Annotated in this window: 9 protein-coding genes; 4 read left to right on the forward strand and 5 right to left on the reverse strand. The window is 73.4% G+C overall.

Features of this window, described 5'->3' with window-relative positions; translation table 11 throughout:
• Positions 1-34 precede the first annotated feature (34 nt).
• The 4 genes from ACFCZN_RS11880 (at position 35) to ACFCZN_RS11895 (ending at position 7,339) form a co-directional block, all read left to right on the forward strand.
• Positions 35-3,565 (forward strand): proline dehydrogenase family protein, encoded by a 3,531-nt coding sequence (locus ACFCZN_RS11880; RefSeq protein ID WP_430556924.1) that lies wholly within the window; start codon positions 35-37, stop codon positions 3,563-3,565.
• A gap of 111 nt (positions 3,566-3,676) precedes the next feature.
• Positions 3,677-4,534, forward strand: coding sequence for a patatin-like phospholipase family protein (locus tag ACFCZN_RS11885; protein ID WP_430556925.1), 858 nt, complete (start codon positions 3,677-3,679; stop codon positions 4,532-4,534).
• Positions 4,531-5,592 carry a 1-acyl-sn-glycerol-3-phosphate acyltransferase gene (locus ACFCZN_RS11890; protein ID WP_429764572.1) on the forward strand — a complete coding sequence of 354 codons (1,062 nt, stop codon included), beginning with the start codon at positions 4,531-4,533 and terminating at the stop codon, positions 5,590-5,592. Before ACFCZN_RS11885 ends, ACFCZN_RS11890 begins: the two co-directional genes overlap by 4 nt.
• Before the next feature lie 130 nt (positions 5,593-5,722).
• The gene (locus ACFCZN_RS11895) at positions 5,723-7,339 is read left to right on the forward strand and encodes an APC family permease (RefSeq protein WP_430556926.1); all 1,617 of its coding nucleotides are present in this window, start codon (positions 5,723-5,725) and stop codon (positions 7,337-7,339) included.
• A gap of 80 nt (positions 7,340-7,419) precedes the next feature.
• Here the strand turns inward: ACFCZN_RS11895 and ACFCZN_RS11900 are convergent, their stop codons facing one another.
• The 5 genes from ACFCZN_RS11900 to ACFCZN_RS11920 all read right to left on the reverse strand — a co-directional run bounded on the left by ACFCZN_RS11900 (position 7,420) and on the right by ACFCZN_RS11920 (position 12,672).
• Positions 7,420-7,881: a YdeI/OmpD-associated family protein gene (locus ACFCZN_RS11900; protein WP_430556927.1), complete on the reverse strand. Its 462-nt coding sequence runs from the start codon at positions 7,879-7,881 to the stop codon at positions 7,420-7,422.
• A 61-nt stretch (positions 7,882-7,942) separates the two neighbouring features.
• Complete coding sequence (locus tag ACFCZN_RS11905) at positions 7,943-8,953, reverse strand: LacI family DNA-binding transcriptional regulator (RefSeq protein ID WP_430556928.1); 1,011 nt, start codon at positions 8,951-8,953, stop codon at positions 7,943-7,945.
• A gap of 9 nt (positions 8,954-8,962) precedes the next feature.
• Positions 8,963-10,519, reverse strand: coding sequence for a glycoside hydrolase family 1 protein (locus ACFCZN_RS11910; protein WP_430556929.1), 1,557 nt, complete (start codon positions 10,517-10,519; stop codon positions 8,963-8,965).
• A gap of 90 nt (positions 10,520-10,609) precedes the next feature.
• Positions 10,610-11,533 (reverse strand): carbohydrate ABC transporter permease, encoded by a 924-nt coding sequence (locus ACFCZN_RS11915; RefSeq protein ID WP_429764577.1) that lies wholly within the window; start codon positions 11,531-11,533, stop codon positions 10,610-10,612.
• A complete protein-coding gene (locus ACFCZN_RS11920; RefSeq protein ID WP_429764578.1) occupies positions 11,530-12,672 on the reverse strand; it encodes a carbohydrate ABC transporter permease in 1,143 nt (380 codons plus the stop codon). Before ACFCZN_RS11920 ends, ACFCZN_RS11915 begins: the two co-directional genes overlap by 4 nt.
• Positions 12,673-12,844: the final 172 nt, after the last annotated feature.

The raw sequence follows: 12,844 nt of genomic DNA on the forward strand, positions 1-12,844 counted from the left end.
GACGGGCCCCGGCCGGAGGGCGCACCCTGGGGGCATGAGTACCTCCGTTCCGGCGCGCGGCGGCGCCACCCCATCCGCCGTGCAGAGCGCCCCCACCGACGCGGGCGCCGAAGCCCTGGTCGAGGACGCCGTCGCCCTCGCCCACCACTGGATCGCCGTCGCCTCCGGCTCCTCCGGCGCTGCCGGGTCGACCACCCGCGCCGACCGGAAGACGCGCGCCACCGCCGAGCGGCTCGGCTCGCTCGTCTCCGACCCGGCCGGGCTCGAGCTCGCCGTCGGGTTCGTCGACGACGTCGCGCGCCCGCAGGACGTCGGCGTCGCCGCCACCGCGCTCGCCCGCCTCGGGCGGGACGCCGGCTCGGCGACCTTCCTCGGCCCCGTCGACCGCACCCTGTTCAAGGTCGGCGCCGTCGTCGCCCCCGTGCTGCCGTCCGTCGTCGTCCCCGCCGCGCGCGTGCGCCTGCGCCAGCTCGTCGGCCACCTCGTCGCCGACGCCGGCAAGGGCCTCACCGCGCACCTCGCCCGCACCCGCGCCGAGGGCTACACGCTCAACGTCAACCTGCTCGGCGAGGCGGTGCTCGGCGACGACGAGGCCGCCGCCCGCCTGCAGCGCACCATCGACCTGGTGCGCCGGCCCGACGTCGACTACGTCTCCGTCAAGGTGTCCTCCGTCGCGGCGCAGCTCGTCACCTGGGACCTGGACGGCTCGCGCGAGCGCGTCGTCGAGCACCTGCTGCCCCTGTACCGGGCCGCGCGCGACCACGGCGTCTTCCTCAACCTCGACATGGAGGAGTACAAGGACCTCGCGCTGACCACCGCGGTCTTCACGCAGGTGCTCGACCGCGAGGAGTTCAAGGACCTCGAGGCCGGCATCGTGCTGCAGGCCTACCTGCCCGACGCGATGGGCGCGCTCGACGAGCTCACCGAGTTCGCGCAGAAGCGCGTGGCCGACGGCGGCGCGCGCATCAAGGTGCGCCTCGTCAAGGGCGCCAACCTGGCGATGGAGCACGTCGAGGCCGAGCTGCACGACTGGGCTCAGGCGCCGTACCCCACCAAGCCGGACGTGGACGCCAACTACGTGCGCATCCTCGACCACCACCTGCGCGCCGACCGCACCTCCGCGGTCCGGCTGGGGGTGGCGTCGCACAACCTCTTCCACGTCGCGCTCGCCGTGCTGCTCGCCCGCGGCCGCGGCGTCACCGAGGGCCTCGACATCGAGATGCTGCAGGGCATGGCCCCCATCGAGGCGCGCCTCGTGCGCGACGAGGTGGCCAAGGACGGCGGCCACGTCGTGCTGTACACGCCGGTGGTGCGCGACGAGGACTTCGACGTCGCGATCTCCTACCTGGTGCGCCGCCTCGAGGAGAACGCCGCCGAGCAGAACTTCCTGCACGCCGCCTTCGCGCCCGCCACCGGTGCGACCGGCGTCGCGTCCACCCCGATGGAGCGCCAGGAGCTCGCCTTCCGCGCGTCCGTGACGCACGGCGTGCACTACCGGCCCGTGGACGTCGCGCCGCGCCGCCGCGACCGGTTCGCCGGTGGGGCCACCGCGCCCACCGCCGCCGGCTGCCCGACCGCGGAGCCGTTCCGCAACGCCGTCGACACCGACCCCGCCGTGGCCGCGCACCGCGCGTGGGCCCGGAGCGTCGTCGGGCCGGAATCCGGGTTCGTCCCGGTGCAGGCTCCCGAGGTCGCCTCGACCGAGGCGATCGACGACGCCGTCGCCCGCGCCGTCGCCGCCCAGCGCGCCTGGGGCGCCGTCGCGCCCGCCGACCGCGCGCGCGTGCTGCGCGCCGCCGCCCGCGAGCTCGAGGGCCGCCGCACGGACCTCGTCGCCGCCATGGTGCACGAGCCGGGCAAGACCGTCGCCGAGGCCGACCCCGAGGTCAGCGAGGCGATCGACTTCGCCCGCTACTACGCCGCGATGGCCGAGGCCCTGGAGCAGGTGGACGGCGCCACGTTCACGCCCGACGGCGTCACGCTGGTCACCCCGCCGTGGAACTTCCCCGTCGCCATCCCGACGGGCGGCGCCCTCGCGGCGCTGGCGGCCGGGTCGACCGTGCTCGCCAAGCCGGCGCCGACCACGCCGCGCTGCTACGAGCTCGCGATCGAGGCCGTGCACGCCGCGCTCGACCAGGTCGCGCCGGAGATCGGCCTCGACCCGCGGGTCGCGCGCGACGTCGTGCAGTTCCTGCGGGTGCCGGACGGCGACCTCGGCCAGCACCTCGTGACGCACCCCGACGTCGCCCGCGTGATCCTCACCGGCTCCATCGAGACGGCCGAGCTGTTCGCCTCCTGGCGGCCGGAGCGCCCGGTGCTCGCGGAGACGTCGGGCAAGAACGCGCTGGTCGTGACGCCGTCGGCGGACCTCGACCTCGCCGTGTCCGACCTGGTCAAGAGCGCCTTCGGCCACGCCGGGCAGAAGTGCTCGGCCGCGTCGCTGGTCATCCTGGTCGGCTCCGTGGGCGACCCGGCCACCGAGACCGGCAAGAGGTTCCGGCGCCAGCTCGTCGACGCCGTGCAGTCGCTCGCGGTGGGCTCGCCCACCGAGCTGTCCACCGTCATGGGACCCCTGACCGAGCCCGCGCAGGGCAAGCTGCTGCGCGCGCTCACGACCCTCGAGCCAGGGGAGTCGTGGCTCGTGCGCCCGCGCCGCCTGGACGACGCGGCCGCCGCGGCCGGCATCGAGGCGGACCGGCTCTGGTCGCCGGGCCTGCGCGACGGCGTCGCGCCGGGGTCGTTCTTCCACCTCACCGAGGTGTTCGGCCCCGTGCTCGGCATCATGACCGCCAAGGACCTGGACGAGGCGATCCGGCTGCAGAACCAGGTGGACTTCGGCCTCACCGCGGGCATCCACTCCCTCGACGACGACGAGATCGCGACGTGGCTCGACCGCGTCGAGGCCGGCAACGTGTACGTCAACCGGCACATCACCGGCGCCATCGTGCAGCGGCAGTCGTTCGGCGGCTGGAAGGCCTCGGCGGTCGGCCCGGGCGCCAAGGCCGGCGGCCCCAACTACGTCGCCGAGCTCGGCGCGTGGGCGGACGCCGACGTCCCGTCGCGCACGAACGACCCCGAGGGCTGGCTCGCCGCGGCGCAGGCGTCGGACGACGCCGCCTGGGCCACGGAGATCGGCGTCGGGCACGACAAGTCGGGCCTGACGGTGGAGGAGAACACCTTCCGCTACCGGCCGATCGACCGCCTCACCGTGCGCGTCGGCGACGGCGCCCTGCCGATCGAGGTGCGGCGCGTGCTCGCCGCGGCGAAGCGCGCCGGCGTGCCGGCCGTCGTCGTCCCCGACACGGACTCCGGCTGGGGCGTGCCGCACGAGGCGCCGACGTCCCACGAGGACTTCGCCGCCGCCGTCGCCGCGGGCCGCGTCACCGGCCGCGTCCGCGTGGTCGGCCGCGCGCCGGGCCTGCGCGAGGCCGCCGCGACGCGCCTCGGCACCGTGACCGTGCTCGACGCTCCCGTGGTCGCCAGCGGCCGGCGCGAGCTGCTCGCCGTCGTGCGCGAGCAGGCCGTCAGCCGCACCCGCCACCGGTACGGGCACGTGCACGCCTGACCGCGAGAGGGGAACCCCCTCCCGCGGGACAGAGAATCTCTGTCTCGCGGGAGGGGGTTTCTCCGTCTCGCGCGGGTGCCCTCTCGATCTCGGCGTGGCACGATCGCGGCCATGACGGTGGCGTTCGTGCTCGGCGGCGGCGGTGTGCGCGGCGCCGTCCAGGTGGGCATGCTGCAGGCGCTGTTCGAGGCGGGGGTCGCCCCCGACCTCGTGGTCGGCACGTCGATCGGCGCGATCAACGGCGCCGCCGTGGCGGCCGACCCGAGCGTCGCCGTCGTCGACCGCCTCGGTGCCGCGTGGGCGTCCCCGACGGCGAACGAGGTCTACGGCGAGGCCTGGTACCGGCAGCTCGGCCGCCTCGCCAAGTCCCGCACGCACCTGTACGACCCGGCCGCGCTGCGCCGGCTCATCGCCGGCACCCTGGGCGAGAAGACGACCTTCGACGACCTCGCCGTGCCGCTCGTCGTCGCCGCCGCGAGCATCGAGCGGGCGTCGGAGCACTGGTTCGACTCCGGGCCGCTGGTCGAGGCGGTGCTCGCGTCGGCGTCGGTGCCGGGCGCGCTGCCGCCCACCGAGATCGGCGGCGAGCACTACGTGGACGGCGGCATGGTGAACTCGATCCCGCTCGGCGAGGCCGTGCGCCGCGGCGCGACCACGGTCTACGTGCTGCAGGTGGGGCGGGTCGAGGAGCCGCTCACGGTGCCGTCCAAGCCGTCCGACGTCGCGCGCGTCAGCTTCGAGATCGCCCGGCGGCACCGGTACTTCCGGGAGCTGGAGGAGGCCCGCCGGGTCGCGACCGTGCACGTGCTGCCGACCGGCGGCGCGCTGCCGGGGGACGAGAAGCTCGGCGCGTTCCGGCGCATGGACTCCACCGCGTCGCGCATCGCCCAGTCCTACGCCGCCGCTCGGGAGTACCTCGCGGCGGCGCCGCCGCCCGGGTCACCGCCGCCGGACGCGGGGCAGCCGTGATCGCGCCCCCGCCCCGGTGGGTCCGCCGGGTCGTGCTGGCGCCGCTCGTGGTGCTGCTGGCCGTGCTGCTGGTGCCGACGTCGATCATGCTGGCCCTGGTGGTCGGCGCCGCGCTGACCTGGCTGCTGCCGGGGCGCCTGCGGGTGCTGCGGCTGCTGTGGATGCTGTCGTTCTACGTGCTGTGGGACGCCGCCGCGCTGGTGGTGCTGTTCGCGCTGTGGGTGGCGTCCGGCTTCGGGCTGGCGATGCACCGGCCCTGGGTGCAGCGGGCGCACGTCGCCGTGGCGCGGGCCGCGCTGGCCGTCCTCTTCTGGCAGGTGCGGTGGACGCTGCGGCTGACCATCGTCGTCGAGGTCGAGGAGGGCGCGAGGCTGCCCGACGTCCCCGTCCTCGTGCTCAGCCGGCACGCCGGGCCGGGGGACTCGTTCATCCTGGTCGACGTCCTCCTCGGTCGCGCCCGCCGTGCACCCGCCGTCGTCCTCAAGGACACGCTGCAGTGGGACCCGGCGATCGACGTCCTCCTGGGCCGGCTGCCCGCGGCCTTCGTCACGCCCCTGGCACGCCGCAGGCCGGGGCAGCCCGGCGCCGCGGAGACCATCACGCGCATCTCGGCCGACCTGGGCGCCGACGACGCCCTCGTCCTGTTCCCCGAGGGCGGGAACGTGACGCCCCGGCGCCGTGCGCAGCGGATCGAGGCGCTCCGGGCCCGCGGCAAGGACGCCCTCGCCGACCGGGCCGAGCGCATGCCGCACGTCATGGTGCCGCACGCGGGCGGGTTCCTGTCCGCGCTCGACGCCGTCGCCCCCGACGCCGCCGTGCTGGTCGTCGCGCACACCGGCCTCGACCGCCTCGTCACGGTCAAGGACATCTGGCGCGAGCTGCCGATGGACAAGACCATCGTGCTGGGCGGCACCCTGACGCGCGTCGACGACCTGCCCGCCGACGTCGAGGGGCGGGAGCTCTGGCTCTTCGACCAGTGGGAGCGCGTGGACGCCTGGATCACCGCACGCTCCGCGGACCTCGACGCCCCGGCGCGTCCCGCCGCCCCGCACGAGTGACGGCGGAGCGCGACCGGGCGTAGCGTCGAGCTGCGCTGAACACCCCGTTCACCGCGGCGGCCGGGCGGTGTAAGGTCTCCCGGCCGCCGAGACCCGGTGGTACAGACCACTCCCGTAAGGAGTCTCAACGATGCAGCTCATGCGGAGGCGCTCGATCGAAGCGACGATCGCGGCGTCCGACGAGCCCCAGCGCCAGCTCAAGCGCACCCTCGGTGCCTGGGACCTCATGGTCCTCGGCATCTCCGTGGTGATCGGCGCCGGCATCTTCTCGAAGGCCGCGCAGGTGTCGGCCACGCAGACCGGCCCGTCGGTCGTGATCTCGTTCGTCATCGCCGGCGTCGTGTGCGCCCTCGCGGCGCTGTGCTACGCCGAGTTCGCGTCGTACATGCCGGTGGCCGGCTCCGCGTACACGTTCTCCTACGCGTCGATGGGTGAGCTGCTCGCCTGGATCATCGGCTGGGACCTCATCCTGGAGATGTTCTTCGCCGCCTCCGTCGTCGCCAAGGCCTGGGGCCTGTACTTCGACAACTTCCTCAACGTGTTCGGCCTCGGCGGGGTGGACGCGGACGGCGTCGCGTCCGGGGTCCACAACACGATCCACCTCGGCGGCGTGTCCTTCGACTGGGGCACCGCCATCCTCATCGTCGTGCTCGCCACGCTGCTCGCCGTCGGCACGAAGCTCTCGACGCGCGTCACCGGCGTGCTCACGGCCATCAAGGTCGCCATCGTGCTGCTCATCATCGTGGTGGGCTTCGCGTTCTTCAGCGCGTCGAACCTCAGCCCGTTCGTGCCGAGCCCCGAGTCGTTCGGCGAGTCCACGACGCACAGCACCACGATGACGCAGACCCTCTTCTCCTGGATGGCCGGCGCCGAGCTGTCCGTGGGCGGCGTGATGGGCATCCTCGCGGGTGCCGGCACCGTGTTCTTCGCGTTCATCGGGTTCGACGTCGTCGCCACCGCGGCGGAGGAGACCAAGAACCCTCGCCGGAACGTCCCGCGCGGCATCCTCGGCGGCCTCGCGATCTGCACCGGCCTCTACATCGCCGTCTCGATCGCGCTCTCCGGCATGGCCACCCCGCAGCAGCTGCGCGACGCCACGCCCGACGGCGGAGCGTCCGCGACGATCATCACCGCGTTCCAGCTGCAGCCGAACGCACCGGCGTGGGCCACGCAGGTCATCACGGTCGGCATCCTCGTGGGCCTCACGACCGTGGTCATGGTGCTCATGCTCGGCCTCACCCGGATCGTGTTCGCGATGAGCCGCGACGGCCTGCTGCCCCGCGGCATGTCGAAGACGTCGGAGCGCGGCACCCCGGTGATGATCCAGGTCGGTACCGCCGCGCTCCTGGTGATCGTCACCTGCTTCTTCTCGGTCGACGTGCTCGGCAACATGGTGAACATCGGCACCCTGTCGGCGTTCGTCCTGGTGAGCTTCGGCATCCCGATCCTGCGCCGGCGCCAGCTGAAGGCCGGCGGCGGCGAGGCCCACGCCGACCACTTCCGCGTGCCGTGGTCGCCGGTGCTGCCGATCGTCTCGGGCGTGCTGTGCCTGTGGCTGATGCTGCAGCTGGACGTCGAGACGTGGCTGCGGTTCCTCGTGTGGCTCGCGCTGGGCTTCGCGATCTACTTCCTGTACGGCTACCGCAACTCGCAGCTGGGCAAGAACCCGTCGCAGCTCGCCGCCGACTACCGGGAGGCCGTGCAGACGGCCGTCGGCGTGGACGACGACACCCCGCGGCGCGGCTGACCGATCGCGCCCGGCACACGGCGGCGGCCCGTCAGAGCGATCTGGCGGGCCGCTGCCGTGCGCCCGGGCGGGACGCGCGGTCAGCCGGCGAGCGACTCCAGCACCTTCGCGACCCGGCGGTCGCGCGTCTCGTCGGTCCTGGCGCCGTCCACGCTCAGGGCGTGCGCCTTCTGCCTGCTCGGCGAGAGCCTCGCCCAGGCGGCGGTGGCCGCCGGGTCGGCGGCGAGCGCGGCCGCCAGCGCGGGCGGCACCTCGACGGTGCGGGGCGCGTCGTCGACCTCGAGCCGCACCTCGACCTCGTCGCCGGCGCCGCGGCCGGTGGCCGCGCGGGTCTCGGCGTTGAACGAGACGAGGAACCGGCCGCCCATCGACGAGACGGTGTTGCGGTACGTGAAGCCGCCGTCGACGGTCACGACCACGGGGACGCGCCGGCCGCGGTCGAACGCCGCGACGACGTCGTCGGGCACGGGCAGTCCGACGTTGCTGCCGCCGGTCGCGAGCAGGGTCGTGGTGAAGGTCTGGACCGTGGGTGCGTCGCTCATGCCGCCTCCGTCGCCTCGCGGCGGCGCGGTGCCGCCGCCCTCCCGCGCACGGTAGCGGCCGTCAGGCGGACTCGCCCTCGATCAGCCGGGGCACGAAGATCTGCGGGCGCACGGGCGGCTCGTGGCCCGCGAGCACGTCGAGCAGCGTCGCCGTCGCGGCCGTGACCATCTCGACCACGGGCTGCAGCACGGTCGTCAGGCGCGGCGTCGTCCGCTCCGCGCCGAGGGCGTCGAAGCCCACGATGGCGACGTCGTCGGGCACGCTCCGGCCGGCCTCGCGCAGCACCTGGAGCGCGCCCGTGGCCATGAGGTCCGACGCGGCGAACACGCCGTCGACGTCCGGGTGCCGCGCCAGGATCCGCTCCATCGCGGCCGCCCCGCCCGCCACCGTGAAGTCGCCGTTCTCGACGGCGACGGCCGGCAGCCCGGCGTCCTCGAGCGTGTGCCGCCAGGCCTCGTGACGGTCGACGGCCGCGGTCATGTCGAGCGGGCCGGTGATCGTGGCGACGCGCGTGCAGCCGCGGTCCACGAGGCGCTGGGTGGCGGTGCGCCCGCCCGAGGCGTTGTCCACGTCGACGAAGTGCAGGGACTCGGTGTCGAACGGCCGCCCGACGAAGACCGACGGGAGGTGCGACCGCATGAGCTCGGACTCGAGCTGGTCCTCCTTGTGGTGCGACGCGACGATGACGCCGTCCACGTGCCCCGACCGCAGGTATCGCGCGATGTGGCCCGGGGGCTCGCCCGCGCGGGCGAGCAGCAGCACGAGCTGCAGCTCGGTGCCGGTCAGGCCCTCGCTGACGCCGCGCAGCACGCCCGCGAGGAACGGGTCGGTGAGGATGCGGGCGTCGGGCTCGGGCACCACGAGGGCGATCGAGTCGGTGCGCCGGGTGACCAGCGAGCGGGCCGCCCGGTTCGGGGCGTACCCGAGCCGGGCGACGGCGTCGTCGACGGCGGTCTGCGCCTCGGGCGACACCCGGTCACCGCCGTTGATGGCGCGCGAGGCCGTGGACCGCGAGACCCCCGCAGCCCGGGCGACGTCGTCCAGCGTCGGGCTGGCATGCTCGATGACCACGTCGGGAGACTACTCTGCGTCCGCGCCGTCGCGGGCCGGCACGACGCCCGAGCGGGCGACGTCGGCGTACCAGCGGCCGGAGGACTTGACGGTCCGCTCCTGCGTCTCGTAGTCCACGTGCACGAGGCCGAAGCGCTTGGAGTAGCCGAGGGCCCACTCGAAGTTGTCCAGCAGCGACCAGGCGAAGTAGCCGCGCACGTCGGCGCCGGCGTCGATCGCGTCGCGGACGGCGCGCAGGTGCACGTCGACGAACGCGAGGCGGTCCGGGTCGTCGACGCTCCCGTCGGCCTGCACGACGTCGGGGTACGCGGCGCCGTTCTCGGTGACGTACATCGACGTGCCGCGGGGCCCGGTGTAGTCGCGCTGCAGCCGCGTCAGCAGGCGGGTGAGACCCTCCGGCTGCACCTCCCAGCCCATGTCCGTGAGGGGCAGGCCGCGGCTGTGGTGGTAGATGCCGTCGGGCACCGGGTGGGGGGAGCGGGTCTCCCACACCGCGGCGTCGACGCGCTCGCCGCCGGGGTCGGCCGTGCCCGCCGGGGTCTCGCCGGCGGCGCCCTGCGGTCGGGCCGAGACCGCGCCGCCGTTGTAGTAGTTGACGCCGAGCACGTCGATCGGCGTGGAGATCACCTCGAGGTCGCCCTCGCGCACGACGTCGGCGAACCCGAGGTGCGCGACGTCGTCGAGCAGGTCCTGCGGGTAGGCGCCGCGCAGGATCGGGTCGAGGAAGAAGCGGTTGAACATGCCGTCGTCGCGGCGCGCGACGTCGACGTCGGCCGGGTCCGTCGGGTCGACCGGGTCGGACACGGTGAAGTTGAGCGTGAGGCCGAGCACGGCCTCCGGGTCCCGCTCGCGCAGCGCCTCGACGGCGCCGCCGTGGGCGAGCATGAGGTGGTGGGCCGCGGCGAGGCCGTCCGCGGGGGACTTGCGTCCGGGGGCGTGCGCCCCGGCGGTGTAGCCGAGGAACGCGGAGCACCACGGCTCGTTGAGCGTCGTCCAGACCTTCACCCGGTCGCCGAGCGCGTCGTGCATCGTCACGGCGTAGTCGACGAACCGGGCCGCGGTGTCCCGGTTCGGCCAGCCGCCCAGCTCCTCCAGTGCCTGGGGCAGGTCCCAGTGGTACAGCGTCAGCCAGGGCAGCACGTCGGCGGCGAGCAGCTCGTCGACCAGGCGGGAGTAGAAGTCCAGCCCTTCCTGGTTGACGGTCTTCCCGTCGGGAACCACCCGGGCCCACGACGTCGAGAACCGGTACGCGTCGAGGTTCAGGCGCTTCATGAGCGCCACGTCCTCGGGGTAGCGGTGGTAGTGGTCGTCGGCCACCGATCCGTCGTCGCCGTTCACGACGGCGCCGGGGATGCGGCAGAACGCGTCCCAGACCGAGTCCTCGCGGCCGCCCTCCGTGGACGCCCCCTCGATCTGGAAGGCGGCCGTGGCCGCGCCCCAGACGAAGCCGTCGGGGAACGTGACGGCCCCGGTGGCGTGCGGGGAGCTCGTGAGAGGGGCGCTGGGCGTGAACGGCACGGTCGTGCCGGGGGCCGCCCGGCGCGCGCCGGGGGTGGGGAGGGTCATGAATTCGGATCTTTCCATCGGTGGTGGGCCCACGCAGCCGCGCGACGGCGCGGCTGCGCGGGCGTGACGTCAGCCCGGACGAGCGGTGGGTCAGCCCTTGACGGCGCCGGCCATGATGCCCGCGACGAGCTGCTTGCCGACGAAGGCGAAGATCACGAGGAGGGGCAGCGTCACGAGGAAGATGCCGCCCATCACGAGGGAGTAGTCCACGAAGTAGTTGGACTGCAGGGACCGCACGACGAGGGGCAGCGTCGGGTTGTCCTGGTTGAGCACGATCGAGGGCCAGAAGTAGTTGGTCCACTGCTGGACGAACGTGAACAGGCCCAGCATCGCGGCGGCCGGGCGTGCGGCCGGCAGCGCGATCGACCAGAACGTGCGGATCATGGAGGCGCCGTCCACGCGGGCGGCCTCGATGAGCTCGTACGGGAGGGCCTCGGAGAGATACTGGGTCATCCAGAAGACCCCGAACGCGGTGACCAGGGCTGGCACGATGACCGCCTGCAGCTTGCCGATCCAGTCGAGGTCCGTCATGAGGATGTACATCGGGATCACGCCGAGCTGGGTCGGCACGGCCATCGTGGCGATGACGAACACGAGCAGCGGCCCGCGCCCCCGGAAGCGCAGCTTGGCGAACGAGTACCCGGCGAGCGTGGAGAACAGCACCACGGACGCCGCCGTGATCACCGAGATGATCACCGAGTTCGCGAGCGCCTTCCAGAAGTTGATCGTGTCGGAGCTGATGACCTCCCCGAACTGCTGGAAGAGGCTCGCGTCCGGCAGCCACTGCGGCACGGCGTTCTGCGCGATCGACACGGGGTCGGACGACCCGAGCAGCAGCGTGAAGTACAACGGGAAGATTGAGATCAGCAGCGCGATCCCGAGCAGCACGTAGGTGACGGTGCCGGGGCGGCGCTGGGCAGAGCGGGTGGCTCGCGAACCGCGGTCGCGACGCTTGGCGGCGGCGCGAGCCGCGCCCTGGCCGGCGGTCTGGGCGGTGACGGCGACGGAGCTCATCGGCGGTCCTCCCGGTCGGTGGTCGTGTCGGTGGTGGTGCCGGTCGGGGGGAACGTCGGCGGGGCCCCCGCGGGGCGCGTCGTCGTCCCGGCCGACGAGGCCGCGGCGGCGCGGGCCTGCGCCAGCAACGCCTGCGTGTGCCGCCGGCTCACCTTCGGCGCCCTCGGGCCGGACGTGGCGATGCGCCGGGTCGCGAGGAAGTTGACCATGCCGATCACGACGATGAGCAGGAACAGCAGCCAGGCGATCGCAGCCGCGCGGCCGAAGTTCTTCTGGGTGCCCCAGGCGACGTCGTACAGGTAGACGACCGTGGTCATCCAGTCCTTGTCGGGGCCGCCGAGGCCGTACGCGTCGTACATGCGGACCTCGTCGAAGATCTGCAGGCCGCCGATGGTCGAGGTGATGACGATGAAGATGATGGTGGCGCGGATCTGCGGCACGGTGATGGAGAAGAACTGCCGGGCCCGGCCGGCGCCGTCGATGACGGCCGCCTCGTAGAGCTCGCGGGGCACGGCCTGCATCGCCGCGAGGAAGATCAGCGCGTTGTAGCCGGTCCAGCGGAAGTTCACCATCGTGGCGATCGCGATGTGGCTGGGGATGCGCTCGCTGTGCCAGCCGACCGGGTCGACGCCGACGAGGCCCAGGAGCTCGTTGATGAGGCCGTAGTCGTCGGCGAACAGTCGGCCGAAGATCATGGAGACCGCGACCGGCGCGACGACGTAGGGGATCAGCACACCCATCCGCCAGAAGGTGGCGGCGCGCAGGTTCTGGTCGAGCAGCGCCGCGATGACGATCGCGAGGATCACCTGCGGGATGCTCGAGAACACGAAGATCGAGAACGTGTTGACGAGCGACTTCCAGAAGACGGGCTGAGCGAGCACCTCCGTGTAGTTCTGCAGCCCGACGAAGTCCCCCTGGCCGCCCAGCAGGTTCCACTCGTGCATGGAGACGAACGCTGTGTACGCGAGCGGGAAGAGCCCTGTGATCGCGAAGAGCAGGAAGAACGGCGAGATGTACAGGTAGGGCGAGAGCTTCACGTCCCAGCGGCCGAGCCGCTGAGAGAACCCGACGCGTCGCGGTGGTCGGGACGGAGGCCCGGTGCGTCGGTGCGCGGGCTGGGTGGGGGAGAGGACGGCCATCTGCTGCTTCCTGTGCTCGCCGGGCGGGCCTGCCGGTCGCTGGTCGGGCCTGTCGGGACGGGAAGTCGTAGAAGAACAAGACCCCCATCCCCCCCCCCCCCCCCCACCCGGCGAAAAACAAAAAAGCTCCCCCCCCCCCCCCCCACCCGCCGTTGGCCGGGACAAACCACCA

Source organism: Isoptericola sp. NPDC056134, from assembly GCF_042264825.1.
In the GTDB taxonomy this organism is placed as follows: domain Bacteria; phylum Actinomycetota; class Actinomycetes; order Actinomycetales; family Cellulomonadaceae; genus Isoptericola; species Isoptericola nanjingensis.